Genomic DNA, 25,485 nt, shown 5'->3' with positions numbered 1-25,485 from the left:
CAACCGGGAAAGTGCGACAGATTGATAAAATTTGAGCTTATCAACGAGAAGCGCGTTGTATCAGGTCGTCGCGGGCTTCATCATCAGAACAGGCGCATACCACTCGACCTCGGCTTCGGTCACGTCCGGCGTGCCCATGAGGCCGAAGAGAAGGTGTGTTCCGGGCGTATATCCTCGGCGGACAAGGCGAAGCATCATTTCGCCGCCCTTGAGGCCGACCACGCAACCGCGCCCGAACATGCTTTCGTCTGCCTCGCGCCTCGCGCCAGACACAACTATCCAGCCGTCCAGAACGTCCATTTTGCTCTGCGGCGTCCGCCACTGAAACGCACCGGCGCCGGCCTCCATGTTCACGCCGACGTCAAGCATTCGCTTGCGGCGGCTTGTGCTCTCAGGGTGGACATAGGCGCTTTCATCGATCCAACCTTCGAAGGGAAGCATTTGCGGGGTGGCCTCGTCGCCTCCCCGGATGCCGTCGACCCGGACGCCAAAGCGCTCCATGACCTCGGTCGCGGTAACGCCCAGGATGCGCGCCATATCGGCGGCAGCGGTAAGGGTCAGTTTGCGCTTGCCTCCCAAAAGCAAACTCATGGTCGATTTGTCGATACCAAGCATGCGCCCAAGGCCGGACTGCGAAAGCCGGTGCTCTTCCAGTTTGCGGCGGAACCAATCGACGTCGGGCTTCGTCATAAACGCTAAACTCCCCTCATGCACTTACGAATCAAGTCCGTATCAGACTTGTTAACAAATAGCAAACGGTAGCACCAATGAAAGTTAACACCCCTTTGCAATATGTCACGCTTTTGTTTGCAAACGGAAAACGTGCCGAATTGGCACGGCTTCTCGATTTGGACCCCTCCACAATCGCCGGATGGGACAACGTGAAGCGAAGACCGCCAGGAATGGCGGGCACCGTTCCGGCCGCATATGTGCCCAAACTGCTTAAGATAGCGGTAAAACGAGGGCTAACGGTGGACCTGGCGAAACTGTTGCCGAGTTGATCTTTTCAATAGGGCCATTTTGGGGCCTTGCCTTCCGGTGGCGAACATGGTTTGCATTTTGTCAACGCTTATCGGATTATATCAATCGTGACACGAGTCGCCGGCCCTGGGGATTTTGTTTGCGAAGTGTGCGGCGGCGCCGCGAGCTTCGGTTACAACGTCAAGCTTTTGGCTGGACGGCTCGGGAATTGGCGGTGCTTCGCGCATCGCGTTGACGAATTGCAAACGGTGCGGAAGGCCGAGCCGGTGGAAGCACCGGCGCCGAAGCTACCGCCCCCGGAACCTCAACAAGGGGACTTGTTCTAGCATGAAGAACCAAACGGAATTCTTAGACGGCCGAGTCGTCCTACTCGGCGGCGATTGCTTCACCCGCCTTGACGAAATCCCCGAGGCCTCCGTCGACGCGGTGTGCTGCGATCCGCCCTATCACCTCACCTCGATTGTGGCCCGCTTCGGCGGCGAAGACGCGGCGCCATCCGAACCGAAGGAAGGCAGCGCAGGCGTGTTCGCCAGGTCAAGCGCCGGCTTCATGGGTAAGACATGGGACGGCGGCGACATCGCCTTCCGTTCGGACCTTTGGGCAAAGGTGCTTCGCGTGCTGAAACCCGGCGGCTACTTGGTGGCATTCTCGGGCACCCGGACTTATCACGACATGGCGTCCGCTATCGCCCGTGCGGGCTTCGAAGTCCGCGACAACATTCTCAACATGCTTGCCAGTGACACCGCCGTTGTGCGGTTCCTTGAAACACTTTCGCCGACTCAGGTTGAAGCGTTCTTCCGCTGCATCGAAGACAGCCAATTCGGTGGCATGCTGGCATGGTGCTACGGCACCGGATTCCCCAAGAACCATAGCGTTTCGAAGGGCATTGACGACGCCTTATTCCGCATTTGGCTTAGCGAAAACCCAAAGATCCAAGAGCGTTACCACCGCCTGACAAAATGGGCGAAGGAGCGAGACAAGCGCAAACTGTCCAAGGGATTGCGCGGCCGGATTGACAGGGCTTTCCGCCGAAGAGGCGGTTTCCTTGGTGAATTCCTCGGGGCGGAAACGCTTGTGAACGACATGCGCAACAGCGCGCTCCTAAACGTTGGCAAGGGCGAGGAACGCCCCGCCTATGATCGCGATATCTATTCGCACGGCACGCCCGAGGCCGCCGAATGGGACGGATGGGGCACCGCTCTTAAACCGGCATGGGAACCTATATGCCTGGCCCGCAAGCCGTTGATTGGCACCGTGGCGGAAAACACCCTGGCTCACGGAACCGGCGGCATCAATGTGGACGCCTGCCGCATCGACGCCGAGAAGCCCACGGGATGGGGCGGGAAGGCCGGCGGCGGAAACACATGGAATGAGGCGAATTCCGGCCTCGGCAAAGACGGCGACGCCCGGCCGGTCGACGGCCGCTACCCGGCAAACATCTTGCACGATGGCAGCGCCGAGGTTGTGGCGGCGTTCCCCGATGCAACCGGCCAGAAGGGCGCCGTAGGCCCCGAGCACGGCGAGCGTAAGCGGAACAACGTCTATAACCCGATTGGCCCGCGTGACCCGTTCCCGCCTCGGGCCGGTGCCGGCAGCGCGGCCAGGTTCTTCTATTCGGCGAAGGCGGACGGCGACGACCGCCTCGGCTCAAAACACCCCACGGTGAAGCCGGTCGACCTGATGCGCTGGCTTGTCCGTCTCATCTGCCGCAAGGGCGGAACCGTGCTCGACCCATTCGCCGGCACCGGCACCACGGGCGAGGCCGCCTTTTGGGAAGGGTGCAACGCCATCCTGATAGAGCGCGAGGAAGAATACCAAGCCGATATTGCGAAGCGCATGTCGCTTGTGCTCGCCGGCCCGGAAACAAAGAAACGGGCGCGAACAGAGATAGAGCCCGCCGAGGGCCTTCCTCTCTTCGGCGACGACACCGTCGCCCACGTCTCGGAAATCAACGCCCGCAAGGCTGTCGCCGCGTAACAAGCGTTTGCAAAACGCAAACGATTCGGAGAATGCCCGCATGAAATGGAATGTCGATAACAAGGCCGAGGCGGCACGCCTTTGGGCCACCGGAATGAACGGTGCCGAAATCGCCGAGCTTTGCCAGTGCACGCCGGAAGAGCTTTACGGCCTGGCCCGGCGCAACCCCGACAAGTTCCGGCCTCGCGGCCACGGGCGGAAGCGGGTCCGCAAGACGGCGACAGCGCGAACGCATATCGAGGGGCCGGCGCCAAAACCATTCAAGGCCAGGTTTCCCGAGAAGGCGCCGGGCTTTGACGGCGTGCCGCGTGGCCGCCTCACCTCATGCGGTTGCGAGTTCCCCCTTTGGGGCCATCACGAAGAGTATGACCGCGAAAATTCGCTGTTCTGCGGGGCACCGCGGATTCTGAATAGCCGGCGGCCATATTGCGGATTCCACGCCGCGCTGACCAGTGGCCGGGGCACCCCTTCAGAGCGCCGCGCGGTTCGCGACGCCATCGCTACGGAAGAGCGCGAGGCGGTGGCGGCGTAAGATGGCCTTCGTTCTTCGCCCCTACCAGCAAGAACTAATTGTCGAGGCGCGGGACGCGCTTCGCGAGGTCAACGCCGTGCTTGTCCAGATGGCAACCGGCGGCGGCAAAACTGGCCTCGCCGCCTACATGGCGAAGTCAGCGGCGGCCCGTGGCAAGCGGGTCGTGTTCGGTGTCCACCGGCGCGAGCTTATCAAGCAAACCGCCCTCACCTTCGACAAGGTCGGTATCCCTTACGGCATCATCGCTTCAGGCATGTCCGGCGACCGACGCCAGCCCGTCCAGATTGCTAGCATTGCAACGCTCGGCAAGCGGATGGACCGATACGGCGCCCCCGACCTCTATGTGCCGGACGAAGCGCACCACGCCGGGGCCAAGACGTGGGCCGATATCATCGAAGAGTACGCGAGCAAAAAGGCCAAGATTGTCGGCCTTTCCGCCACGCCAGAACGCCTTGACGGCACCGGGCTAGGGAAATGGTTCGGCCGGATGGTGACAGGCCCAAGCGTGGCTTGGCTGATGGAACAGGGCTACCTGTCCACCTATCGCATGTACGCCCCTTCCTCGCCGGATCTAGGCGGGGTCAAGCGTTCCGGCACGGACTTCAATAAGGCCGAGCTTGAGAAGCGCATGGGCGCTTCCTCGATCACTGGCAACGCGGTCGAGCATTATCGGCGCCTAGCCCATGGCCGAAAGGCGATGGTGTTTTGCGTCTCGATCAAACACAGCTTGAGCGTTGTCGAGCAATTCCAAGCTGCAGGCTACCGCGCCGCCCACATTGATGGCGATTCCCCGAACCGCGACGAACTTCTCCGGGCCTATGAACGCGGCGAAATTCAGGTGCTTTCCTCGGTCGACCTCGTGTCCGAGGGCTTCGATTTGCCGGCCATCGAGGTCGCCATTCTCTTGCGGCCGACGCACTCGCTGGCGCTGTTCCTACAGCAAGTCGGCCGCGTGCTTCGCCCCGTCTACGCGCCAGGGTTTGACCTCGAAACCCAGGCCGGTCGGCTCATGGCGATTGCAGCGGGTCCGAAGCCGTTCGCGCTCATCCTCGACCACGCCGGCAACAGCATTCCGAAGGATCAAGGCGGGCGCGGCCACGGCCTGCCGGACGACGATCGCGAATGGACCCTTGAGGGCCATAAGAAAAAGAAACGGGCGAAGGATGACGACGACGACGAGCCGGCGGTGACAACCCGCCAGTGCCCGAACTGTTACCGCGTTCATCAGCCCGCGCCGACCTGTCCGCAATGCGATCACGTTTATCCGACCATGGGCCGGACCGTGCAGGAACTTGCCGGCGAATTGGCCGAAATCGACCGCACCAAGCGGGTCGAGGCGAGGCGCGAGCAAAGCCAGGCCAAGACGTTCGAAGACCTCGTCGCGCTCGGAAAGATGCGCGGCATGAAGAACCCCCACGGATGGGCGAAGCACGTTCACGCCGCCCGCATGGCGAAATCCCAAACCCGATACGTTCGATGAAAGGTGAAGCAATGACCCGCTCTTATTCCGACTACATCAAATCCGGCCAGATGACGCAGCTTGAGGCGATCAAGCATAATACCGTGCGCAACGGTGGCCGCGTCGCCATGGCCGGCGTGCTCGCCGCTCACGTTCGGGACGGCCTTCCGGCGGATGCCGCCGCCTTCGGCGTGCTGGACACCCTGGCGGTTCGGCTTGTCGAGTGGTACGGCCCCGCCGGTGCCGGCGAGGTGTTGCGCCATTACGCCGAGGTGTGCGAGCGGCAAAAGCCGGTGGCCGCCAATGGCTAAGATCAAATCCGTTTTTGAGAATGAGGCCGCGCTTTGCGCCGCCTTCATCGCCGGATTGCCGGATGGCTGGACCGCATACGCGGAAACCGCTGGTTTCGACATCCTCTTGGTGCGCCAGGCCGATGGCGCACAAATCGGCGTTGAGGCCAAAATGACCCTCAACGCCAAGGTTCTGTTGCAGGCCGCCGAAGGCCTCTACGCGGGCCGTGGAAACGGGGAGCGGGCCGCGCCGGACTTCCGGGCCGCCTTGGTGCCCTACGGCGCCGCCGGTGTGGAAATGAAGGCGATTGCGCGATACCTCGGCATCACCGTGGTTGAGGTGCAAAGCCAGGCCTCGCGGGACGAAGAGGCGCGGACCCTTGCCGAACGTTTCGGCCTCAACCGCTGGCGTGAGAATGACAAGCCGGTGTTCACCCCGGAACTGCCGAAACCCGGCAACTTTGAGTGGCGCGAAGAGTGGGTTGACCATTGCCCCACAGAACGGTGCAAGGTGCCGGACTATGTGCCGGACGTCGCGGCCGGCGCCTCGGGGCCTTCGCAGCTTTCCGAGTGGAAGATCAAGGCGATCAAGATTTGCATAGTTTTGGAGCGCCGGGGCTTCGTTACCCCTGGCGACTTCAAGCACCTCAAGATTGATCGCAAGCGGTGGCTTGATATGCGCTGGCTCGCTCCGGCCGAGGAACGGGGGCGCTACATTCCTGGCCGCTCGCCGCTCAACCTTCGCGCCGCTCACCCAGTCAACTACGGCCAGGTCGAGGCGGACTTTGACAAGTGGAAGCCGGCGGAACCTGGCGAGGCGTTCAAGCCCATGGCGGCGCTGCTATGAGTACCGGCACCAACCTGATGAACCGTTGCCTGCTAGCACTGTCCAAGGCCGGCGCTACGGTGTGGAGAAACACCACGGCGAAGGGATGGGCGGGCAAATCGTTTTCTTTGTCGCCCGGCGAGGTCTACCGTGCTCGAGGTGGCGAGCGAGTCGTGCTCGACGCCTACCCCATCGCCGCCGGCCTTTGCAAAGGGTCCGGCGACATCATCGGACTCCACACAATCGAGATAACCCCGGACATGGTCGGCAAGCGTGTCGCCGTGTTCGGGTCATGGGAAGTGAAAGACGGGACGGGACGGCCCACGCCGGAACAAGCCCATTTCGCCGGTTTCGTGGCCGCCGCTGGCGGCATCGGAACAATCATCAGAAGTGAAGCGGACGCGCTAGAAAGTCTCAAGGCATACCGTGGCGGACAGTGAACAGAAGATCCTTGAATTCCTCGACGCGATGCGCTCGGCGGGCGTCCACATGGACACCGCCAACGCGCGCGGCGCCTCACACCCGATAGCCGATGGCAAGGTGCACCGTGCCAATGCCCAGGGCAAGAAAAAGGCCAGGAACCAACACGTTTGGTATGTGCTGCATCTGGACACCCCGGCCTCGGGCGCCTTCGGCGACCTGCAAACCGGAATTCAGGATACATGGACGGAAAAGCGCCCGTCCACCATGACCGCCGCCGAGCGGGCCGAACTGAAAAAGCGCATGGCGGAAACGCAACGCCAGCGCGAGGAAGAGCGAGCCGCCCTTAATGCCGCCGCTGCCGCCGCTGCGGGTCTCATCATGGCCGCTACAGAGAAGGCGCCGGCCTCACACCCCTACCTCGCCAAAAAGGGCCTGCCGCCCTTCCCTGGCCTTCGGCGCCTCAAACAAAACGTCAAATACACCATTGAGCCGGACGAAGACCCCCGCACCGCCCGCGCCGGTTCCCTTGTCGTGCCGCTGTACACGCCTGGCGCCGAACTGGCGAGCGTCCAGCTTATCGCCGATGACGGCACGAAACGCTTTCTCAAAGGCACCGCCAAAGAGGGGAATTACCATCCCATCGGAAAGCGGCCCGAAGATCCTGGCGCCGAGTTCACCATTGCCATAGCCGAGGGCTACAGCACCGCCGCCCGCGTCCACCAAGCGACCGGCTATCTCACTATTACCGCGTTCGACGCCGGCAACCTCGGCCCCGTTTCCAAGGCGATACGGGCGAAGTACCCGAAAGCCCGCTTGCTCTTCGCTGCGGATAATGACCGCCTTGTGAAGATGCCGGACGGGCGTTTCAATCCTGGGGTCACAAAGGCGAAGGAAGCGGCGGAAGCCGTGGGCGGCCTCGTCGCTTATCCCGAGTTTGACGACGCCGAAATTGACTTTACCGACTTCGATGACCTCGCCCGCAAAAGCGGGATTGATCGCGTTCGGGAAGTCATCGACACCGTGCTCAACCCGAAGCCTGTAGCGGACGAAAGCAACCCGCCGCTGCCCCAGGATACCAGCGACTACTATCAGGGGGCCGAAGGTCCCGGCGAGCACTTTGACGAAGCCCCACGGGGCAAGCTAGGCGAGATCGAGCACCCGCTAGCCAGCTTCGGCGACCCTCATTTCCGGTGCCTCGGCGTGGATGAAACAACCCTGTTCTTTCAGCCCTCCAACGTGGCGCAAGTCATCGCTCTCAACGCCTCGCAACTGTCTGCCTCAAACATGATGCGGCTTGCCCCCCTTCAATGGTGGGAATCTGAATTCCCCGGCTCGAAAGAGGGCGTCGATTGGAAAGCCGCGATCAACGCTTGCATGCAGGCTTGCATGTACCGGCGCAAGTTCGTGCCGCACAATTCGGTGCGCGGCCGAGGCGCATGGTTCGAAGCAGAAACCGCCGTCTACCATGCCGGCGATCGGCTCATCGTGGACGGGGAAGAGAAGTCGTTTCATGAGCACCGGAGTCGGTTCGTCTATGACGAAGGCGAAGCCCTGGCCGTGGACGTCGCGGAGCCCGTTTCCACCAATGAGGCGCGGCGCCTGTTAGAGCTTTGCAAAAGCCTTCGGTGGGTGTCGCCGCTGTCCGGCTACTTGCTGGCGGGATGGTGTGTTGTAGCCCCGGTGTGCGGCTTCCTGAAATGGCGCCCGCATATATGGGTGAACGGCCCGGCAGGCTCGGGCAAGTCGACTGTCATGGATCAAATTATCAAGCGATGCCTCGGCGAGACGGCGTTGAGCGTGGTCGGCAACACGACCGAAGCCGGCGTGCGCGGCGCTCTCTCCATGGATGCGTTGCCCATCATCTTTGACGAAATCGAGCCGAAGGATCAGAACAACCAAAACCGTATCCGGGCGATTATGGACCTGGCCCGCGTCGCCGCCTCGGAAGGTGACGGCATGATTTTGAAGGGCACCGCCGGCCAGAAAACGAAGGGCTTCCGAGCCCGATCAATGTTCGTGTTCGCGTCCATCTTCACTCAGATTGAAGGCTACGCGGACGAAACCCGCATCACGCAATTGTCGCTTGCGGACCCTTCACGGGATTCGGACGAAGAGAAGGCGGCCAATAAAAAGCACTACGAAAAGCTTCTGTCCGATATCGTAGGCCTGCTAACGCCGACCTTTTCAAAGCGCCTTCTCGCGCGCACCATCGCTCATCTGCCGACGCTGCGGTCCTACGTGGACGTGTTCACCGTGGCGGCGACGCAGCACCTCGGCACTCAACGTCTCGGCGACCAGCTCGGGCCGATGCTGGCCGGTGCCTACCTTCTCAACACGACCAAGCCGGTCACGGTGGAAGAGGCATTGAAATGGCTTCGCGCCAACGACTGGACGGATCACACCGCGAAGGGCGCCACTAAGGACTCCGAGCGGTTCTTGCAACACGTCACCGGCTACTTGGTGCGGCACAACACGCCCGAGGGCGGGCAATGGGAACGAACCATTGGGGAGCTTTTGGAACTGGCCGCCTTCGCCGCCGATTTGACGCCGCTTAATGACGGCTACGGCACCCAGGAACCGAACAAGAAAAAGGGGTCCGCCGTGTCCGCCCTGGCGCGCCTCGGCATCCGGGTATGGCGGGGGCCGGCTGGCATGGTCGCGGACATCACCACCTCGCACGAAAGCTTCAAACGGTTGATCCTGAAAAATACGGAATGGGGCGCAACGAAGTATCGAGACATCTTGAAAGCGATACCTGGGGCGATCCCTGGCAAGGGGAACCGCTACTTTTCCAGCGGGATCAATACGCCGTTCGTGACTGTTCCGCTTAACGCCTTGCTCGGCGAGCGTGAACCCGGCGAAGACGCGGATTGACCGTTGACAAAATGCAAACGATTCGTTGATTATCGTGATGTTGCGGCCCGCTCTATAGACCTCCAAGGGCGGGCCGCTTTTTTGACTGATGAAACCAGGGAACCAAGATGCTCAAGAGAAGCTTTCTCGTGTCTGCTATCTTCGCGGTTTGCTGCCTCGCCTTTCCGGCGTGTGCTGCACCGGCCGCCGAGTTCGACACCGTCACGGTCGCCACCATGAAGCATGGAGTACCGGCCCCGCCCATTCTGGCGGTTCCGGGCGACTTCGCGATCATGCGGGCCTCGGACATGATGCGAAAACCCGTCACGCTCGGCGCCAAGCGAACCGTCGCCGCTACCTTTGCTGTCTACCGCTCCACCCATCGCAGCGCCGCGTTCCATCGAACTTTCGCGGTGCCGTGGGCGACCTGATAGCGCGGATGACACTATGTCTCGAAACCCGGCAGCGATGTCGGGTTTTTTCGTCACGCAACTTCCAACGGTGAAGGCACGCTGCTCGCCTACGGCATGGCTGGTTTGGAAGACTTGGGTAACCTCGCCGCAACGGCAGCTCGGGTCGGCCACACCATGATCTTCGGCCCGGGTGGAGCGAAAAAAAAGCCCCGGCCAATCTGCCGGGGCTTTCTGCTAGGTCCGCCAATAAATCAGAACTTGTAGTTCAGACCGACGCGAACGGTGTGGAAGGGCACTTTGACGTCGGCACCCACTGGCCCTCCGATATCGAACGTCTGCTTACCCAGATCCGTGTAAAGATATTCAGACTTGAACGACCAATTGTTGGTGATTGCGTATTCAGCGCCCGCACCAACGGTCCAGCCGACCCTGGTCTTCGAAAAGCTAGGCCCGCCCCCGAGCCCGGATGTGTCGAGCTTTTCGTGACCGTAAGCCAAGCCGCCAGTGCCATAGACCAGGAAGCGGTCGACGGGCGTATAGCCAATGCGAGCACGCACCGTGCCGAACCAATCAACCTTTGCTTCCAGAGAGGGGCCGCCGAGCGATATCTCGGCCTTAACGTCGGAGCCCTGGAAGTCGGCTTCAACGCCGTAGACGAATTGGCCAACCTGCCAGTTGTAACCGGCCTGAATGCCTCCCAGGAAGCCGCTCGCGCTGAGGTCGAAACCACCAGGGCCGCCGCCGGCAGGATCGATACTGAACGTGCCGAAACCGCCGCCGGCGTTCACACCGATATATGCGCCGGTCCAGTCATAGGAAGCAGCAACCGGTGCCTCCTGCAATGCATCAGCCGCATAGGCGGTGCCGGTAGCCAACACGAGAGCGGTCGCAAGAAGAATCTGTTTCACGGGAATAACCCTTTGTTGCCTGCTTAGGTCGGATGAATGCCCCAAGGTCACCACCCGAGTGAGATAGCGATGTCGCGGAACACCTTCCGTTGTCAACGCCCCCGCATCCAAAGACGGGACTATTCCCTCGGGTGATGCATAGAAGCCACAGCTTTAGCGTGTGCCATACAAGCCAATTCGCCCGAATAGGCCGAAGGGCACGCCGTTCGCCGACTTCACATAGCGGCGGTGGACCGCGCCAGGCTCACCCGTGCATGTTGGGGCGGGCTCGGTAGTCACAAAGGACGTGCCGCCCTACGGAATTGTTGCGGGCGCTGCCATTGGAGGGTAAGGCCTGCCGCCATGATCAGATTGCGAGAGTACAAATTGCAGGATTGGGGCCGCCTTCGGCCCATCACCCATGCATATAAATCTATTCGCTATAGAGCTACTGACGCACGGTTTCTGTGGCAACGAGCGAGGAAAGGCGACATCCAGACTATCCGCGCCGCCGCTCGGGGCCGCCGTGTGCTGCTGACCATAGCATTCAGCGATGCTCAATGCTTAGATTTGCAGTTGCGACTGACGAGGGGATTGGTTCGCCACGATCTGCACATCGTTGCCGACAACAGCGCCGGCGAAGCGGCCGCCAATGAGAACGAGCAAGTATGCGCGAGACATGGCGCCGTCTATGTCAGGCTGCCTGTCAATCCATGGACAGGAAGAAATGCCAGCCGGTCTCACGGCGCTGCAATGAATTGGATGTGGCATAACATTCTGAAGCCGGCCGTGCCGGCCGCATTCGGATTCCTTGACCAGGATCTTTTCCCGACACAGCCATGCGACCCCTTTGAACCCCTTGAAGACGCGGCCTTTTACGGCGATCTGCGTTGGGCAGGCGCGCGGTGGTTTCTCTGGGCTGGCTATTGTTTCTTTCGATTTGATGCGGTCGGCCGCGAGCCTCTGGATTTCGGACTAGACTGGTTCGGCAACCACTTAGATACCGGCGGTGCAAATTGGAACGTGCTCTATCGCCACGCGGATCCAAACACGGTGCCGCAACGGCCGATCACTTCATTCGCAGCTTTGCCGGAGGCCGAACTCAGACAGGCATATTGCGAATGGCGGGGAACTTGGCTCCATGAGGTCGGCCTGGACGGAGACTTGTCTTTAAAGGCGAAAAAGCGCGACGCGGTCTTGCGGCTGCTAGAACCGGCTCTAGAGCGCGCCGGGGTTGCGGACCTAGCCGAAACGACGCTAGACCTCGCGGTATGAAAAAGATGCTCGCCGTCGCCGCTCTCGGCTCACTCATATCTACGCCCGCCCTCGCGGTGCAGATCGAGCTAACGCCGGTCATGGTCAAGGACACGACCGCCTTGCTCAAGGCAAAGGGCTTCAATTGCCCTATCGTCAAGATGGTCTCAGCGAAGCCGGCGAGCGCTCGCGGCAACGTTGTAAAGGTTTGGTGTGGGCCGGATGACGGCACAGACAACGTTTTCGGCGACTTCCAATACCGCTTGACCTTCCGGCCGGATGGCGGCGTCGAAGTCGCCGAGTGGTGACTTACCTTGTAATACCGTTTTCCCTCATCCACCACATGGCGACCCCGACAGCGATAAAGCCGAACAGATACAGGTTCATTGTCCGCCACCGCCGGAAACCTTCGGCGTAGGTAAGTTCGGCCTTCCGTTCTTTGCGTTTCCAAATGGTGAGGGCGGAAGCCATGCCATAGATAACTATCAACGGCAGAAGGGTCAAAAACAGATCTGGCCCTTCACTAGGCTGCATTTGGATTCCCTCTAAGCTGCCTGGATGGTCGGAATTGCCGATACGTCAACCTCGCGCGCCGCGTGCCAGGCGTCAAAGTTCGCCTGCATGCGTAGCCAGAGGCCGGGGCCATTGCCGAAGAGCTTTCCGAGACGCGCCGCCATGTCCGGCGTTACCGGCTTCCGGCCGGCTAGTACGGAATGGAACTGCTGGCGAGAAATCCCGAGCATTTCGGCCACCGCCATCTTGCTATGCCTGGTATCTTCCAACAGGTCCGCGATAAGCTCGCCGGGGTGAGAGGGGCAGCGGTCCGGGTCCGCCTTGGCCGGGATGTCGGCGCGGGGCTTAGGATCAAGCTTTTCAAAATTCATCATGGTCGTATTCTCCTAGTGGTATTGCTCGAAGTCAACGCGGTAGGCGTTGCCGCCTTCGAACTCGAATGTGATGCACCACGGCCCGTTAACGTGCACGGTATAGCGGGTCGGGTTGAAGCCGTGCAGCGCGTGGAAATCGAAGCCCGGAAGGTTGAGGTCGGCAACCGTTGCCGCCGCATCAATGGCGTTGAGCCGGATCAAGATGCGGCGGTGCATCCGCGCATCAATGGTCGACCGGCTGGTTTGCCAGAGGTTCGCGAGGGCTTTGTTTTTGAAGGTCATAATCATGAAATTGACTGTAATCAATTTGATTACAGTGTCAACTGATAGATTACAGTCGCGCGCACTTTTTTGATCGCCACTCTTGACCGGCCTGCGGCTAGTTTCCACAATAGGAATAAATTCCAGAGGCCGAAACGGTGCGACGACGGTGGACGAATGAGGCGGATTTAGCGGCGTCGCTGATCGCGCGGGCGAACGCGCACCGGCGGGCCGTGCTGTCACCCGACACCGCGCTATTCGTGGGGCTCAAGCTCTTGACCGCCTCGGCGAAGCCTACCGCCGCCGAGGTCGCGCTTATGATCTGCGATAGCAAATGCGAGCGGCCTTGTTATCCATGCCAGGGCAAGGCCAACGCGATAGTGCGCGCCTACGGCCAGCGGTGTGCCCTAGACCGGAAGGATAGCGGCCCGGATGGCGTCTAGCCTCTCCGACAGTGCGGGCCCCGCCCCTCGACAAGGCGGCCCGTTCGCATTTTTCCGCGCGCGCTATCGAGCTAACCTTGCGTAAGTCGAAGCGGCACATATATGGGGGTCATTGGGCGACCCGCTCAAATTTCAGTAAGAAGGATTGCTAATGACCTATACGTTTTACAAGCATGTTTCCGGCAAGAACGGGTATCAGCTAGTGCTTCCGACCGGCGCCGACTTCCCCAGCGAGACAACCGCCGCTGAGTGGGTGCAGACGGCGGTTAAGGAAGAAAAAGAGGTGGCTAAGATCGTCAAGGACGAGATTGCCCAAAGGGGGTACAGGCTTACTAAGGTGACAGTAAGCTTCACTGAGAGCGAGGGAGCAATCCCCCCGGCTCAGCGCTAGACTCATCTCTCATCCGACCGCAAACGGCTCGTCGTCAACGGCGAGCCGTTTTCTTTTGTCTGTGAAAAGCGGGCACGGAAGCGCTCCCTCCATTAGGAATCGCTTTGGTTGTGTTACGAACGCCATCCGGTCACGGGTGAAGCCTGGCGCCGGGCGCCAGCACACGGCTCTATTGTCTCAAAGCCGCATCGATCAAGCGAGGCCATAGCGCCGCTATGGTGGGCATCATGGCTTTTTGTTCGCATTCGTTGAGGTAGCCGATAAAGGCGGTGTCCATCGCCAATTCCGGTCGCTTCGGCACCAGCACCCCGGGGCCGTTGCGGCGCCGATCATAGGCGTAGGCGTTGACGGCGGCCAGGATGAAAGCCCACACCTCAGAGTTGCCACTAAGTCCCTCGTCGTCCGAGGTAATGACGGGCTCGCCATTGGCGTCTACCAAATCGGTGACGCCCGCGCTTTCTCTGATCGCCCACGGCAACGGGGCGGTTTGCGGTAGCTGGATCATGATTTTCCTCGCTGTTAGTGAGAATATCGCAAAGGCGCTTCGACAGAGAGTTGATCGAAAACAATGATTTGGCCTGGCTTCCAATCCGCCACGCAGTCAAGCGGGCTTTCCCCGGCTTGGCCGGATAGGAAATGGCCGAAGCGGTCAAAGGGGCCGATACCTTCGGCGTAGAACCAAGCGGATCGGCCGACCCGGTCCTTATGGGGACCGTCTTCCTCGTCGCGGAAGGGGCGAAGCGGGCCAATCCTGGCGCCGTTCCTGGCGCGATAGGTCCGCCCCGTGGCGATGTATAGCGGAGGCGCCGAAGGCCGAGGCCTCACCTCGACGGGTGCCGACTTGGCAAAGGCGAGGTGCGGCTTTGTGAAGGCGGACAGGGCAAGCTTTAGGCGGCGTTTCATGCGAATTGATTCCCAAACCCGAGGTACGATAGTGAGAACAAAATTAGAACGTACAAATCGCACGAACGCAATACATTTTGTACGATAGGAACACGCAGGGCCGCGTTATTCGGGCGGCGAGCCCGGGGTTAGCAACTTATCAAGACGACAAGCCGACGCGCGTATAGCCGGAGGCTTGGACATACGCACGCCGCCCCCGGCCGAATAGCCAGGGTTTTGCGGCGGACGCTAAGCGTGCGACTCTCGGGCGTTGTCGCGCCCACGGTCTCGTCGGGTACTAAGCCCGGAAGGCTTCTATCACTGATTTTTTACCCTGCAACATGGATCGAGAGCCGACCAAAAGTTTTTAACAATTCGTGATGCAACTACTTCTCTATATTAAGGCTGGCTAATACAAACGAACTTGTGGGCGGCGCTGTTTCTTCCGGTAACCGCCCTGAAGTAGAGAAAAGCAACCGGCGATAGGCCCGCCTTATACTATTTGCTGGCTGCGACCCTTTGCAGCGCTTCAATAATCGCCTCGGCGTAGTCATGGAACTCGGGGCCTATCGTATCTTCACTTTGCATCGACGCTTCCGGGCCGAACAGTTCGCCCACTGCCTCCCCGATCATTCGAAGCGCGGCCCAAGCGGCGCGGCGCTCTTCATCGTTCATAGTTCGTATCCTGCCCATGTCAGCAGGCCGTCGAATGCCCGTGCGGAGTGATGCGCCAGCCATTCCGAGGCCGAGTTGATGCCGAGAAAGATCATCGCCGGCAAAACGACAAGTATGGCGCGGCCAGGGTGTTTCAACTTCGGTTCCATGTCAGGCCCCGAGGATGGCGCGGCGCATCCGCAAAATCTGATCGTAGGTAAGGGCGCGGACCGCCTTCGCCAGGATGCCGGCGGTTTCGATGTCGCCGTCGTCGCCGATCCGCATGCACTCCCGTATCATCACGTTACGGACCTTTGCGGCGAGCATGGCTTGCTCGGCCTGTAGCACCTCGGAATCGGTCATGCCTTTCGGCGTCGTCTTGCCCATTGCAGTTGATCCTTACGGGGGTAGGCGTGGGGCTCAAAGGCCCCACTTCGTCGCGCAAATCGGGCCGATGCCGGCCTTGACTGAATCCGGGTCGGTAAGCTCGCGGCCACAGCACCCGCAGACACCGGTGGACCGGCCGTAATCGGTGGCGGCCTTGAGCGGGTCCGCTGCGATGGCGCAAAGCAGGGCCAAGGTGTCCGTGGCGGCCTCGCGCCTCGCGGTGAACTGGCCGTTGACGATCTTGCCCACGTACTCGCCGCCGGCCGCCTTGTCGGTCACGTACAGCGTGCCGGGGTGAAGCTTTGCCGGCTTGATCGTAAGGCGTTCGGTGCGGAACATCGGCTTTTTCAGGCCGGACTCCATGGCCGTGGCGAACAGAGCGTTGATGCGGTCGACGCCGACCTCGCCGGACCTGTCAGCGGTTTCCGTGGCCCGAACCGCCGCCTTTTCCTCACGCTTCCGCTTCACCTCGGCGAGGCTGTTCAACGCGGCGCCGACCTGGCCGGCGGTAAGCTCGCCGTATACCTCGAACTTGCCGAGTAATTCCCCGGCGAAACGATGCCAGCCCGCGATTTCCCGAAGGCCCTTCATCAGGTCCGGGTTAGCTGCCTCAAACTCGGCCTTGGCGGCGGCGAGGTTCGCGGCTTTAGTCACCTTGCCCTTGGCGGCGGCGACAACACCCTTGGACACCTTGCCCTTGCCCTGACAGGTGAAGCAACGGCGGATTCCGCGCCACAAACCGGACCCCAGGCACTTCGGGCACGGGAACACCGCGTCGCCACCGTTGTGCATGTGAGCGGCGGCGCGGATCTCTTCCGGGGCGCCGATGGGCGCCACCGGGGTCGAGGTCATCGGGTCCGTATCGAGGTCGTTGAAATCGATCATGGCCATTTGCCTTGGTTTGCGTTTCGATGACATTCAATATACATGGCGCATATTGGTTTGCAATACGCAAACGGCAGTTTTCTTGAGGTGCAGCAGAGGCGGGAGTTATCGCCCTTTTCTTCGCTTGGGTTCGCGCGTACAAAGATCAAGTTGTTTGGGGGAAGAGCATGGCTAGACCAAGTAAGGCGCCCGCATCGGAAGAGGCGGTGGTGGTCTCAAGAGTTGACGCGGAGTTAAAAAAGCGGAGGTCTCAACGCTCCTTTCCGGCTTCATCATTCGAAGAGCCGCTGGATTTCGCAAAGGCAGTATTTCGCATCGGAGGCGGACAGCCGGTCAAGCGTTTGACGTTATTCGATCAGCTAGGAAAGTCTCCGGAGAGCGGAGGGTCGCGGCAACTGATTATCAATTCAGGGCGCTACGGCCTCACTAGAGGCGGAGTGCAGGCGGACAGCATAGAACTGACGGAGTCGGGCTTAAAAGCAGTCGACGAACAGGTCTCGGCCCGCGAGCGCGCGCGGGTAATGGCCGAGTTGGCCATTTTGAAAATTGACCCATTTGCTAAGCTGTATGAAAAGTTCACCGGAAACAAACTGCCCGCCCACGCTGTTCTGATCGATGCAGTCAAAGAATTTGGCGTAGAAGCTGGACATGCTCCCGAAGCGGTCGACACCTTCATTGTTAACTTGCGTTTCGTTGGTCTACTCAAAACGTTGTCCGGCGCGGAGCGAATAATATCCGTCGACATGCTCTTGGGCAGCTTGCCTGCCGCCGGTCCAACTACGGGCGCTACGACGGCCACGCCAATTGTCCGAAGCCAAACGAGCATGATCACGGCAGATCACGCTCAATTTGAGAGCACGTGCTTTTATATTGCCCCTATTGGTGACGAAGGGTCTGAGGCTAGGAAACATTCCGACCTGTTTTTGGGTTCTATTGTCGAACCCGCAATGGAGCCCTTCAAACTGGCCGTAGTGAGGGCTGATGCCATAGACAAGCCAGGCGTAATCACCCGCCAGATTATAGAATACATCATGAGATCCAGGTTGGTAATTGCTGACCTATCTTTCCACAATCCGAATGTATTCTATGAGCTTGCCTTGCGTCATGCAGTTAAGCTCCCCATAGTCCAAGTTATTAGGCAATCTGATCGGATACCGTTTGACGTTAATCAGATGCGGACTATCCCCATCGATACCACGGATATTTACTCTCTTGTTCCTCGACTCGATTCCTACAGGGCCGAAGTCGCCAACCAAGTTCGAAGAGCGCTAGAACCAGACCACATCGTTGATACGCCGATATCCACCTACTTTCCCAACATGTCTGTCACTTTTTCTTAATTGGCCCGCGAGGCGAAGGCGCCGCGACCCGCGCTGGCGGGCAATGGGGCAGTTTGCAAAATGACAACTTTTAGCCCTCGGGCGCGGGCCTCGCCCGCATACATCGCGGAAAATACAAGGGAATACAGGCCCGAAAATACACCTAAGCCGCTGATTTCACATCGCTTATTTTGGCGTATAGAAAGTCGGCCCAAAACAAATAGCTATTCAGCGTGTACAGGCATGCACCCAGGCGCGTAGCGCATAGGCATAAGCGCGTAGAGGTCTTTTTCTATATATATTTCTATACAGATAAATTTATATATATAGAAACAAGGGGTTAGCTGTATTTTTCGGGTGTATGGGCGATTCCAGGAAAAATACATGCTGCCCCGCGAAGCGTGACCGTTGACGAACCGCAAACGAATCCGGCTTTATGCGCCCATTCCCGAGAACCCCGAGAAGGATTCCCGCAATGGACCTCATACGCAACATGGTAGTGGCAGACCGTGGTTCGCCTCGGCAGTTCGTCAAAGGCCCGGTTCCCGATGACATCGGCCCCGGTACGCTGGACCGCTTGCGTCGTGCCGGTGCGCTCGCCCCCGAGGTGAAGGAACCCGAGGCCGAGGTCGTCACCCGCAAGGGCAAGAACAAGTAAGGCCGATGTCTGGCCTTGAGATACGCGCGGACTGGAATACAGCCGAGGTCCGCGCGTTGATGCGCAAGCTGCAGGGCGCCCGCCTGCACCAAGCGCTTTCCGTGGCAGTGAACACCACGGCTAAACAGGTCCGCACCTATGCGGCTCGCATCGTAGCGAAGCAAGGCGGATTAAAGCGGGGCGACGTTGATCCTTCCATCCGTGTCTATCCGTGGTCACAGCCTACAACGCTAACCGCTGTTGTCAGGGGCTCGGGCCGCCCGATAGCGCTTATCAAGTTCGCGGCGAGGCAAACGAAAGCGGGTGTCACCGCAAACGCCTGGGGCGTCCGAAAGCTGTATAAGCACACCTTCATTGCGACGATGCGGTCAGGGCATGAGGGGGTATTTGCCCGCACCACGAAAAAGCGATTCCCGATCAAAGAACTATGGGGGTCCGGTGTCACCCAGGTGATGACGCAGGCGATTGAGCAAGGTGAGATCATCGCCGATGCACAAGACCGCCTCACCGCGAACGTGGTCAGACAGTTGAAGCGTTACGCCTTCAAGGGTTGATCCCCGATACATCACAACCGTTGATGCATTACGCGACGCCCTACGCCGCTGCACCCCTCGGCGTCAAGATCAAGAGGCGATGCCTCAATAGCCGAAAGCTCAATGATATCAATGGTTTATGATTTCGCGGGTCCTTCCCCCGCCGTGCCAGGGGTGAGGGGGACGCTGCGGCGCACATTCTCGCTAGCGTCTGACCAGGCCAAAAGTATACCTTCACTACACGCCACGAATAGAAACCATCGCTTTCGTTGATGGTTATGGAATTCCGCGGTTCGGTGCCCGGTTGGAATTTCTTAAGGATAATGAAAGGGTTATCGCTAGCGGCGGGAACCCAGGGAAGGGAGTAGCGGATATGACTCTTTAATTTCGCCGCTTCGACCCCACATGAGGCGGTTCGTTTCGAGGAGTCGTTGAAATGCCGCTCCGGGGCTATCGCGGGAAGCTTGATGCGACCGAGATGGAGTTGTTGCAGAGGGTATTCGACCGCCTATGCACCCTGCGCAAGGTGGACGAACACGACCGCGAGAAGAGGGAAGCGTTAGCTTCGGAATTGATCGACGTCTTCCTAAAAGGGGGTGAAGGCGAGCTTTTGCGCCTACTCTTGCGGGGTTAGCTATCGCCTTCCAGTAGTTCCTTGACGGATCCGTGCCGCAAGAACTCTTCGCCTCGCAAGTGCTGCACCCTGGCCCGCAGACCTGGCTTCACCCATTCCGTCGACGGGTGCCGCTTCCGCATCACCTCATTGGGCGGGGCTCCGCCGGCCCTCGCCTTGACCTTTGCCCATAACCGTTCACGGGCTTCTCGGCCGAGTGCGATGACAGCGGCCCCGACATACCGCCCGGTTCCCGGCTCGGCGAACCTGGCAACGGCGGGTTTGCCGGGCTCGCGCTCATACCCGATTAGATCAAGATCAGTGTGCATATAGCTTTTCGTCTTCAACCAATTCGTCGTAGGGCCGCTGCGATAAACGGAATGCTCCCGCTTCGAAACCAGGCCCTCAATCCCTGCTTGATCGATCAAGTAGAAGATGGACGCGGCGTCGCCTGGTAAAGCCTCGCTGAATTGAATTCGCGTGCCAGGTTTCACGATGCTGTAGAGCATTTCCCGGCGGGCTTTACAGCCGATGTCGCGGAGGTCATGGCCGTCGAGGTGCAGGATATCGAAGGCGCCGAGGATGGCGGCATAAGGGTCTTTCTGAATAACCCGTTGCATCTTGTGGAAGTCAGGCCGGCCATCATCGCCGGGCACTACGGCTTCACCGTCAATGATCGCGGACTCAACACCTAGCTCGCGGGCGGCTTCCACAATGCCAAGGTATCGCTTCGTCCAGTCCGCGCCACTTCTCGAATAGGCGCGGATATCATCGGGGCCGTTGATGATGACTTGCGTTCGATAGCCGTCCAGCTTGATCTCATGTATCCAGCCATCACCGAGCGGCGGGCGGTCTACAAGCTTGGGCTTCATTGGCGGGATGAACGCTAAACGCATGACTGACTCGCGAGAACGCGATTCAATCAGCATTAACTAAAATAGTTCCGATTTCCTTCGGTTAGGGCTTGCGGCGGGTGGGGTGCGGATCCTGGGTGAGGTTCCTCGTCTTTTCCTTCTTCGGCTTCCTCAAGAGCCTTAAGCAGCGAGACGAAGTTTTGAGGCAACACCGGATTTACTTCCAACCCTAACAGCTTCTGCAGGGCGCGGCGGGTTTGCTCGCTTCGGATCATCGTGCGAATGGCTTTCGCGCCAGCTTGTGAATCTCGAACCATTGGAGCTTGTCCACCCGATCCGAGCCAACTCGCTACGTCTTGAATGGTTCCATTCGCCGGCTCACCTGTAGGCCACCAGTTCGGCGGTGAGCCAAAAGCCGACCGCCATGAACAACAGCACCACGAAGGCGAACGCTAGGAGCTTCATTCCGCCGCCTTCCTTTCCGTCCAGCACGGGCAAGCAGCGCAATCGTCCCGAGTGACCCAGGCCCGGCGCGGCGGCCAGGTGAAGCCATACGCGCCGGTTATGGACGCCGGCAGCACCGGCAACTCGGGTTGCGGGGCGAGGCACCGCCACGCCTTGTCGACGCGCATGACGACGCGGCCCCGCTTGTCCGCCGCGATGTCGGCATGGGCGCACGGCCCACGCTTCGGTTGATCGCTCATGCCGCCTCGCCCGCCGCCGGCCTTGCCTTCCATGATGCCAGGCCGATAGCGGCGCGGCCCGCCGAGGTCCGGCGGCGTTGCCAGCCCGGCGCCTGTCTCATATCAGCGAGGCCCGCGTCGACCAAGCCCGTGAAGATCTTATCGAGCCCATCGGGCGGCGCGTCCGTCCATTCATCGGAGAGCCGCCGAAGGGTGCGCGCTTGTGCCGGCGTCAGCATGGCCGCACCGCCCGGTAAAGGTGGGTCGCGTAGGCGCCGACCGCTTTCCAGTAAGCGGCCATCGGCCCCTTGTTCTTGCGCCAGGAAACTTGCGCCCTGGCGCGGGCGTCCACCGACAGGTCGCGCAACACCTCGGCTACGACCTGGCGGACCTCGGGCGGCAACGCCTGAAGCTTCGCCGCCGCCGGCAGCGCAAGCACCGGGTTGCGGACCTCGGCACGGTTCGACCGATCAACCATCACCGCCACCCCGCGAGCGTGCGCCATTCAACCGGGCGGCCCTCGGCGAACGCGCGTTTGACGCCCTCGCCCATTCCGCCGGAAATGCCGAGGTCGGTATAGACAACGGTCGCCTCGGCAACCCTACCCCACGCCAGCCCGGCGTCGATGCCCCGCGCCCGTTCCTCGGGGTTGCCATCGTCCAGCACGCCGGGTTGCGTGTAAAGCAGATGGCTTGCCGCCGGGGCGTCACCTCGGACTAGGCAATCCCGCATCGCGGCCCGAGCATAGGCCACGTTGCGGTCGACGTCGCCGGCATAAGGCGACTCCAGAATGACCAGCCGCCAGGGGCCAGGAAATGGCGTGGTGCGGGCCATCGCCGCCGTGATGACGCAGTCGCCTTCGGTCCGGTCCGGCTGATAGCCGCCCAGGCCTCGGCAGTTGTGGGCGGCGCCTCGGTCAAAGGCCTCGCCGCACGTCTTGCAAATCAGAGCCGCCGTCGCGCTCATGCCACCACCTCGGCCGCCGGGATCAAGTAGCGCGTTTCTTCGCCCTTGATCTTCCGGCAAACGATGTTGTGGCCTTTCTTGCGAAGGGTGCCGGCGATGTAGCCGCGCAAGGTGTGGGCCTGCCATTCCGTGCCTTCCATAAGCTCGGCGAAGGTGGCGCCGTTCTCGCGGGAAACAAGCTCAATGATCTTAGCCGCCTTCGTTTGCTTCGGCGCCTTCGCGGGCTTCGGCCCCTCGGTCGCGATGCGCTGGCGCCTGGCGGCACGGCGGGCCTCGATTTCCTCGGGCGTGGATTTCGTAGGCGGGAGGTCCGCAACAGCGGCCTTCATATCGGCCGGCGTCATCTTCCGGGCCTCGCGCACCTTCGCCTTGTTCGTCTTGCTGGCGTCCGCGACCTCGGCCGGCGTCATGTCGGCAACCCTGGCAACCTCGGCCTCGATATCCACGGTTGCCGGGGCCGCCGGTGCGGACACCGCCGCCTCGGCAGTGTAGGGCCGGCCGTTGACGAAAGCGGCGGCGCTGATCTCGGCGGGGATACCCTCGGCCAGCACCTTGGACGGCGCGGCGACATGGGGATACCATTCGCGTGCGCCAGGGCTCACCGCCACGGGCTCATCAACGATGTAGCCGGGGAACTTGCCGGCCAGTTGCTTGGCAAAGCGCTTCGCATTCGACTTCACATTGAAGGACTTCATTGTCGTTTCCAATTCAGCTAGAGTGTTTGCAATTCGCAAACGGTTCATAGCGTCGAATATGCGCCATGTATATAGCTAGGATCAAAAAAAGTGGGCGGCCGGAAAAATCTTGAGGGCATCAGCCTAGCCGCTTTCGCCCGAGAAATGGGCGTTACCCCTAATGCGGTGAGGCAAAGAGTGCAGCGCGGAAGCATGGCCGGGGCCATCCTGGCGGACGGATCCGTCGATGCGGTCAAAGCACGGGTCCAATGGTTTGCAAATAGCAACCCTAACCAGCAACGGCGGAAGCCGGCGGCGAAGACCTCGAAGCTTCGCGAAGCCGCCGAGGGCGCCGAGGAAACCAGCGAATACGACCTTAAGGTCGAGCGGATGCAAGTCGACCTTGAGGCCGCTAAGATCAACCTTGAGCGGCTTAAGGAAGCCACAGTCGACCGCGAGGAAGCGCGCCGCGCGATCCGCTCGCTTATGCTGGTCTTCCGCGCCGCCATGCTGAATTTCGCGAACCGCCACGCCTCGGATATCGCCGCCGAAGTTGAGGCGGACCCGGTGCGCCTTGCCGGTGCGCTTGAAGGGTATATGCGAGTCGCCCTGGCCGAGCTGGCGAAGACGCGGGCGCCGCTGGACGCTGGAACCTTCGGGGACTCCGCGTGCTAGCCGAGGGCGCCTTTGAATACCTGTTTGAGGAAGGGATTGCGGCCATTGAGCCCGACCCGCCCTTCACCGTTTCGGAGTGGGCGGACGAACACCGTTTCCTAAGCTCGAAAGCTTCGTCGGAACCCGGCAAGTGGCGGACCGCGCGAACCCCGTACCTCCGCGAGATCATGGACTCGCTGTCCACGTATTCAGCGGTCGAAACCGTGGCGCTCATGAAGGGCGTGCAAATCGGCGCCTCGGAAGCTGGCTTCAATTTCGTCGGCTACACAATCCACCATTCGCCCGGCCCGATTATGTACGTCCTGCCGACTATCGCCATGGCGAAAAAGTTCAGCAAGACGCGCATCGATCCGATGATTTCGGAAAGCCCCGCGCTCGCTGAAAAGATCCAGCCGGCGAGGGCTCGCGATAGCGGAAACACAATCGAGCAAAAGGACTTTGACGGCGGCGCCCTGTTTATGGCGGGCGCTAACTCGGGTTCCGGCCTTCGCGGCTCGCCGGTGTCCCGCTTGGTGCTGGACGAAGTCGACGCCTACCCGGCATCAGCGGACGACGAAGGCGACCCCGCTATGCTGGCGATCAAGCGAACGGCGAACTTCCCGCGCCGCAAAATCTTTATCACGTCTTCGCCAAAGCTCAAGATCAATAGCCGTATCGAGAAAGCCTTTAAGGACGGCGATCAGCGCTATTACAACGTGAAGTGTGAGCGGTGCGGCACCCTGCAGCCCATCGTGTGGAGCGCGATCAAATGGGAAGCGGGGCGGCCGGAAACGGCGGCCTTCGTTTGCCAGGCGGCGGACCCGGACACCGGCGAGCTTTGCGAGCACCGGCACACCGAAGCCCGCAAAAAATTCTTGCTGTCCGAAGAGCATGGCGCCGAGTGGGTTCCTACTGCGACGCCGATCCGGCCGAACGTGCGCAGCTATCACCTTTCCGCGCTCTACTCACCTTGGTTCAAATGGTCGGAATGCGTCTCGGAATTCCTGGCGGCCAAAGACGACCCCGCGCTGCTACAGATTTTCGTCAACACCGTTCTAGGCGATTCTTGGGAAGACCTGAGCGGCGAGAAGGCGGACCCCGAGGCCTTACTTTCGAAGCGCGAAGACTTCTCGGGTTGCCCCGCCCGCGTCGCCGTCATTTCGGCCGGCGTGGACGTGCAGCCCGACCGCCTGGAATGCGAAGCCGTTGGGTGGGGCCGAGACGAGGAGTCGTGGTCGCTTGATTACAAGGTTTTCCACGGCGACCCATCACAACAAGAGGTTTGGGATCAGTTAGACGATTACTTGCGCGAGCGGTTCCCGCATCCCGCGTTCCCGAACGGCATGGCGATTTCTGCCACCGCCGTCGATACCGGCGGCTCAAACACGCAAGACGTTTACCGCTTCGTCAAGCCGCGCGAGGGCCGGCGAATTTGGGGTATCAAAGGTTACGCCGGCAGGCGACCGGTTTGGCCGAAAAAGCCGACCCGAAACAATAAGGGCAGGATCAACCTTTTCCCCATTGGCGTGGACAGCGCGAAGGAAACCATTACCAAACGGCTCGAGAAGACGGGGCCGGATGTAAGGGGTGCCGGCGCCTGTCACTTCCCGATGGAACGCGATAAGGAATACTTCGATCAATTGACTGTCGAGGTAAAGAAAACCCGATACGTCAAAGGTTTCAAAGACGTGTATTGGTGGAAACCCGACGCCGCCCGAAACGAGGCGTTGGACTGCCGCGTCTACGCCTACGCCGCGTTGCAAGGCTTGATCGCTGCCGGCATCGTCTTGAACCGTGAGGCCACCAAGGTCGAGGGAAAGCTAGCCCCCGCCTTGCCCGAACCGGC

General features: G+C 60.6%; 31 protein-coding genes. 17 read left to right on the top strand and 14 right to left on the bottom strand.

Going from position 1 to position 25,485, the window contains the following annotated elements:
• Window positions 1-60 precede the first annotated feature (60 nt).
• Window positions 61-690 carry a helix-turn-helix domain-containing protein gene (locus LB528_RS21035; RefSeq protein WP_224716164.1) on the bottom strand — a complete coding sequence of 210 codons (630 nt, stop codon included), beginning with the start codon at window positions 688-690 and terminating at the stop codon, window positions 61-63.
• A 77-nt stretch (window positions 691-767) separates the two neighbouring features.
• Between LB528_RS21035 and LB528_RS21030 the strand changes: the two genes are divergently transcribed.
• The 9 genes from LB528_RS21030 to LB528_RS20990 all read left to right on the top strand — a co-directional run bounded on the left by LB528_RS21030 (window position 768) and on the right by LB528_RS20990 (window position 9,772).
• A complete protein-coding gene (locus LB528_RS21030; RefSeq protein ID WP_224716163.1) occupies window positions 768-1,001 on the top strand; it encodes a hypothetical protein in 234 nt (77 codons plus the stop codon).
• 307 nt (window positions 1,002-1,308) lie between these two features.
• Window positions 1,309-2,958: a site-specific DNA-methyltransferase gene (locus LB528_RS21025; protein WP_224716162.1), complete on the top strand. Its 1,650-nt coding sequence runs from the start codon at window positions 1,309-1,311 to the stop codon at window positions 2,956-2,958.
• A gap of 40 nt (window positions 2,959-2,998) precedes the next feature.
• Window positions 2,999-3,490, top strand: a complete 492-nt coding sequence (locus tag LB528_RS21020; protein ID WP_224716161.1) for a hypothetical protein — start codon at window positions 2,999-3,001, stop codon at window positions 3,488-3,490.
• Between the two features lies 1 nt (window position 3,491).
• Window positions 3,492-4,970, top strand: a complete 1,479-nt coding sequence (locus tag LB528_RS21015) for a DEAD/DEAH box helicase (protein ID WP_224716160.1) — start codon at window positions 3,492-3,494, stop codon at window positions 4,968-4,970.
• Window positions 4,971-4,981: 11 nt separating this feature from the next.
• Complete coding sequence (locus LB528_RS21010) at window positions 4,982-5,260, top strand: hypothetical protein (RefSeq protein ID WP_224716159.1); 279 nt, start codon at window positions 4,982-4,984, stop codon at window positions 5,258-5,260.
• Window positions 5,253-6,086 (top strand): hypothetical protein, encoded by an 834-nt coding sequence (locus tag LB528_RS21005; protein WP_224716158.1) that lies wholly within the window; start codon window positions 5,253-5,255, stop codon window positions 6,084-6,086. The genes LB528_RS21010 and LB528_RS21005 overlap by 8 nt, the downstream gene beginning before the upstream one ends.
• Entirely contained in the window at window positions 6,083-6,505 is a 423-nt protein-coding gene (locus LB528_RS21000; RefSeq protein ID WP_224716157.1) for a hypothetical protein, read from the top strand. The genes LB528_RS21005 and LB528_RS21000 overlap by 4 nt, the downstream gene beginning before the upstream one ends.
• On the top strand, window positions 6,492-9,362 hold the full coding sequence (locus LB528_RS20995; RefSeq protein ID WP_224716156.1) for a hypothetical protein: 2,871 nt from the start codon (window positions 6,492-6,494) through the stop codon (window positions 9,360-9,362). The genes LB528_RS21000 and LB528_RS20995 overlap by 14 nt, the downstream gene beginning before the upstream one ends.
• 107 nt (window positions 9,363-9,469) lie before the next feature.
• Window positions 9,470-9,772, top strand: a complete 303-nt coding sequence (locus tag LB528_RS20990) for a hypothetical protein (protein WP_224716155.1) — start codon at window positions 9,470-9,472, stop codon at window positions 9,770-9,772.
• A 233-nt stretch (window positions 9,773-10,005) separates the two neighbouring features.
• Here LB528_RS20990 and LB528_RS20985 read toward each other — a convergent pair whose 3' ends face one another.
• On the bottom strand, window positions 10,006-10,662 hold the full coding sequence (locus LB528_RS20985) for an outer membrane protein (protein ID WP_224716154.1): 657 nt from the start codon (window positions 10,660-10,662) through the stop codon (window positions 10,006-10,008).
• Window positions 10,663-11,169: 507 nt separating this feature from the next.
• Between LB528_RS20985 and LB528_RS20980 the strand changes: the two genes are divergently transcribed.
• Window positions 11,170-11,916 carry a hypothetical protein gene (locus LB528_RS20980; protein WP_224716153.1) on the top strand — a complete coding sequence of 249 codons (747 nt, stop codon included), beginning with the start codon at window positions 11,170-11,172 and terminating at the stop codon, window positions 11,914-11,916.
• Between the two features lie 5 nt (window positions 11,917-11,921).
• Window positions 11,922-12,203, top strand: coding sequence for a hypothetical protein (locus LB528_RS20975; protein WP_224716152.1), 282 nt, complete (start codon window positions 11,922-11,924; stop codon window positions 12,201-12,203).
• Between the two features lie 237 nt (window positions 12,204-12,440).
• Here the strand turns inward: LB528_RS20975 and LB528_RS20970 are convergent, their stop codons facing one another.
• Entirely contained in the window at window positions 12,441-12,779 is a 339-nt protein-coding gene (locus LB528_RS20970; protein WP_224716209.1) for a HigA family addiction module antitoxin, read from the bottom strand.
• Window positions 12,780-12,794: 15 nt separating this feature from the next.
• Window positions 12,795-13,070 (bottom strand): type II toxin-antitoxin system RelE/ParE family toxin, encoded by a 276-nt coding sequence (locus LB528_RS20965; protein ID WP_224716151.1) that lies wholly within the window; start codon window positions 13,068-13,070, stop codon window positions 12,795-12,797.
• 567 nt (window positions 13,071-13,637) lie between these two features.
• Here LB528_RS20965 and LB528_RS20960 point away from each other — a divergent pair.
• Window positions 13,638-13,877: a hypothetical protein gene (locus tag LB528_RS20960; protein ID WP_224716150.1), complete on the top strand. Its 240-nt coding sequence runs from the start codon at window positions 13,638-13,640 to the stop codon at window positions 13,875-13,877.
• A 169-nt stretch (window positions 13,878-14,046) separates the two neighbouring features.
• On the opposite strand, the gene LB528_RS20955 is transcribed toward LB528_RS20960, so the two are convergent.
• The 5 genes from LB528_RS20955 to LB528_RS20935 form a co-directional block, all read right to left on the bottom strand.
• Window positions 14,047-14,382 (bottom strand): hypothetical protein, encoded by a 336-nt coding sequence (locus LB528_RS20955; RefSeq protein ID WP_224716149.1) that lies wholly within the window; start codon window positions 14,380-14,382, stop codon window positions 14,047-14,049.
• Between the two features lie 875 nt (window positions 14,383-15,257).
• Window positions 15,258-15,434, bottom strand: coding sequence for a hypothetical protein (locus tag LB528_RS20950; RefSeq protein ID WP_224716148.1), 177 nt, complete (start codon window positions 15,432-15,434; stop codon window positions 15,258-15,260).
• Window positions 15,431-15,583 carry a hypothetical protein gene (locus LB528_RS20945; RefSeq protein ID WP_224716147.1) on the bottom strand — a complete coding sequence of 51 codons (153 nt, stop codon included), beginning with the start codon at window positions 15,581-15,583 and terminating at the stop codon, window positions 15,431-15,433. The genes LB528_RS20950 and LB528_RS20945 overlap by 4 nt, the downstream gene beginning before the upstream one ends.
• 1 nt (window position 15,584) lies before the next feature.
• A complete protein-coding gene (locus LB528_RS20940; protein WP_224716146.1) occupies window positions 15,585-15,800 on the bottom strand; it encodes a hypothetical protein in 216 nt (71 codons plus the stop codon).
• A 33-nt stretch (window positions 15,801-15,833) separates the two neighbouring features.
• Window positions 15,834-16,685 (bottom strand): DUF6011 domain-containing protein, encoded by an 852-nt coding sequence (locus tag LB528_RS20935; protein ID WP_224716145.1) that lies wholly within the window; start codon window positions 16,683-16,685, stop codon window positions 15,834-15,836.
• A gap of 167 nt (window positions 16,686-16,852) precedes the next feature.
• On the opposite strand from LB528_RS20935, the gene LB528_RS20930 reads away from it, so the two are divergent.
• From LB528_RS20930 to LB528_RS20920, 3 genes are all read left to right on the top strand, one after another.
• Complete coding sequence (locus LB528_RS20930; protein WP_224716144.1) at window positions 16,853-18,025, top strand: hypothetical protein; 1,173 nt, start codon at window positions 16,853-16,855, stop codon at window positions 18,023-18,025.
• 454 nt (window positions 18,026-18,479) lie between these two features.
• On the top strand, window positions 18,480-18,662 hold the full coding sequence (locus LB528_RS20925) for a hypothetical protein (RefSeq protein ID WP_224716143.1): 183 nt from the start codon (window positions 18,480-18,482) through the stop codon (window positions 18,660-18,662).
• 59 nt (window positions 18,663-18,721) lie between these two features.
• Window positions 18,722-19,216: a phage tail protein gene (locus tag LB528_RS20920; RefSeq protein WP_224716142.1), complete on the top strand. Its 495-nt coding sequence runs from the start codon at window positions 18,722-18,724 to the stop codon at window positions 19,214-19,216.
• A 609-nt stretch (window positions 19,217-19,825) separates the two neighbouring features.
• Here the strand turns inward: LB528_RS20920 and LB528_RS20915 are convergent.
• The 5 genes from LB528_RS20915 to LB528_RS20895 form a co-directional block, all read right to left on the bottom strand.
• Window positions 19,826-20,737, bottom strand: coding sequence for an RNA ligase family protein (locus tag LB528_RS20915; RefSeq protein WP_224716141.1), 912 nt, complete (start codon window positions 20,735-20,737; stop codon window positions 19,826-19,828).
• Window positions 20,737-20,979 (bottom strand): hypothetical protein, encoded by a 243-nt coding sequence (locus tag LB528_RS20910; protein WP_224716140.1) that lies wholly within the window; start codon window positions 20,977-20,979, stop codon window positions 20,737-20,739. The genes LB528_RS20915 and LB528_RS20910 overlap by 1 nt, the downstream gene beginning before the upstream one ends.
• 598 nt (window positions 20,980-21,577) lie before the next feature.
• Window positions 21,578-21,823 carry a hypothetical protein gene (locus tag LB528_RS20905; protein WP_224716139.1) on the bottom strand — a complete coding sequence of 82 codons (246 nt, stop codon included), beginning with the start codon at window positions 21,821-21,823 and terminating at the stop codon, window positions 21,578-21,580.
• Window positions 21,823-22,311, bottom strand: coding sequence for a hypothetical protein (locus tag LB528_RS20900; protein WP_224716138.1), 489 nt, complete (start codon window positions 22,309-22,311; stop codon window positions 21,823-21,825). The genes LB528_RS20905 and LB528_RS20900 overlap by 1 nt, the downstream gene beginning before the upstream one ends.
• Window positions 22,308-23,006, bottom strand: a complete 699-nt coding sequence (locus tag LB528_RS20895; RefSeq protein ID WP_224716137.1) for a DUF3489 domain-containing protein — start codon at window positions 23,004-23,006, stop codon at window positions 22,308-22,310. Before LB528_RS20895 ends, LB528_RS20900 begins: the two co-directional genes overlap by 4 nt.
• A gap of 192 nt (window positions 23,007-23,198) precedes the next feature.
• Between LB528_RS20895 and LB528_RS20890 the strand changes: the two genes are divergently transcribed.
• Window positions 23,199-23,660, top strand: coding sequence for a hypothetical protein (locus LB528_RS20890; protein WP_224716136.1), 462 nt, complete (start codon window positions 23,199-23,201; stop codon window positions 23,658-23,660).
• The coding region (locus LB528_RS20885) for a phage terminase large subunit family protein (protein ID WP_224716135.1) at window positions 23,654-25,485 on the top strand (1,832 nt) is incomplete at its 3' end. The genes LB528_RS20890 and LB528_RS20885, both read left to right, overlap by 7 nt.

It is taken from the genome of Mesorhizobium sp. CA4, assembly GCF_020165075.1.
GTDB lineage: Bacteria > Pseudomonadota > Alphaproteobacteria > Rhizobiales > Rhizobiaceae > Mesorhizobium.
The sequence above is the reverse complement of the archived record's forward strand: the minus strand, read 5'-3'. Positions and strand labels throughout refer to the sequence as shown.

Coding starts and splice junctions, on each gene's coding strand:
- LB528_RS21025 (WP_224716162.1), top strand. CDS start 1,309: ATGAAGAACCAAACGGAATTCTTAGACGGCCGAGTCGTCCTACTCGGC.
- LB528_RS20955 (WP_224716149.1), bottom strand. CDS start 14,382: ATGATCCAGCTACCGCAAACCGCCCCGTTGCCGTGGGCGATCAGAGAA.
- LB528_RS20975 (WP_224716152.1), top strand. CDS start 11,922: ATGCTCGCCGTCGCCGCTCTCGGCTCACTCATATCTACGCCCGCCCTC.
- LB528_RS20970 (WP_224716209.1), bottom strand. CDS start 12,779: ATGAATTTTGAAAAGCTTGATCCTAAGCCCCGCGCCGACATCCCGGCC.
- LB528_RS20925 (WP_224716143.1), top strand. CDS start 18,480: ATGGACCTCATACGCAACATGGTAGTGGCAGACCGTGGTTCGCCTCGG.
- LB528_RS20945 (WP_224716147.1), bottom strand. CDS start 15,583: ATGGAACCGAAGTTGAAACACCCTGGCCGCGCCATACTTGTCGTTTTG.
- LB528_RS21030 (WP_224716163.1), top strand. CDS start 768: ATGAAAGTTAACACCCCTTTGCAATATGTCACGCTTTTGTTTGCAAAC.
- LB528_RS20950 (WP_224716148.1), bottom strand. CDS start 15,434: ATGAACGATGAAGAGCGCCGCGCCGCTTGGGCCGCGCTTCGAATGATC.
- LB528_RS21005 (WP_224716158.1), top strand. CDS start 5,253: ATGGCTAAGATCAAATCCGTTTTTGAGAATGAGGCCGCGCTTTGCGCC.
- LB528_RS20895 (WP_224716137.1), bottom strand. CDS start 23,006: ATGAAGTCCTTCAATGTGAAGTCGAATGCGAAGCGCTTTGCCAAGCAA.
- LB528_RS20900 (WP_224716138.1), bottom strand. CDS start 22,311: ATGAGCGCGACGGCGGCTCTGATTTGCAAGACGTGCGGCGAGGCCTTT.
- LB528_RS21035 (WP_224716164.1), bottom strand. CDS start 690: ATGACGAAGCCCGACGTCGATTGGTTCCGCCGCAAACTGGAAGAGCAC.
- LB528_RS21010 (WP_224716159.1), top strand. CDS start 4,982: ATGACCCGCTCTTATTCCGACTACATCAAATCCGGCCAGATGACGCAG.
- LB528_RS20915 (WP_224716141.1), bottom strand. CDS start 20,737: ATGCTGATTGAATCGCGTTCTCGCGAGTCAGTCATGCGTTTAGCGTTC.
- LB528_RS21020 (WP_224716161.1), top strand. CDS start 2,999: ATGAAATGGAATGTCGATAACAAGGCCGAGGCGGCACGCCTTTGGGCC.
- LB528_RS20905 (WP_224716139.1), bottom strand. CDS start 21,823: ATGGTTGATCGGTCGAACCGTGCCGAGGTCCGCAACCCGGTGCTTGCG.
- LB528_RS20990 (WP_224716155.1), top strand. CDS start 9,470: ATGCTCAAGAGAAGCTTTCTCGTGTCTGCTATCTTCGCGGTTTGCTGC.
- LB528_RS20940 (WP_224716146.1), bottom strand. CDS start 15,800: ATGGGCAAGACGACGCCGAAAGGCATGACCGATTCCGAGGTGCTACAG.
- LB528_RS21000 (WP_224716157.1), top strand. CDS start 6,083: ATGAGTACCGGCACCAACCTGATGAACCGTTGCCTGCTAGCACTGTCC.
- LB528_RS20935 (WP_224716145.1), bottom strand. CDS start 16,685: ATGATCGATTTCAACGACCTCGATACGGACCCGATGACCTCGACCCCG.
- LB528_RS20930 (WP_224716144.1), top strand. CDS start 16,853: ATGGCTAGACCAAGTAAGGCGCCCGCATCGGAAGAGGCGGTGGTGGTC.
- LB528_RS20960 (WP_224716150.1), top strand. CDS start 13,638: ATGACCTATACGTTTTACAAGCATGTTTCCGGCAAGAACGGGTATCAG.
- LB528_RS20920 (WP_224716142.1), top strand. CDS start 18,722: ATGCGCAAGCTGCAGGGCGCCCGCCTGCACCAAGCGCTTTCCGTGGCA.
- LB528_RS21015 (WP_224716160.1), top strand. CDS start 3,492: ATGGCCTTCGTTCTTCGCCCCTACCAGCAAGAACTAATTGTCGAGGCG.
- LB528_RS20910 (WP_224716140.1), bottom strand. CDS start 20,979: ATGGTTCGAGATTCACAAGCTGGCGCGAAAGCCATTCGCACGATGATC.
- LB528_RS20890 (WP_224716136.1), top strand. CDS start 23,199: ATGGCCGGGGCCATCCTGGCGGACGGATCCGTCGATGCGGTCAAAGCA.
- LB528_RS20965 (WP_224716151.1), bottom strand. CDS start 13,070: ATGATTATGACCTTCAAAAACAAAGCCCTCGCGAACCTCTGGCAAACC.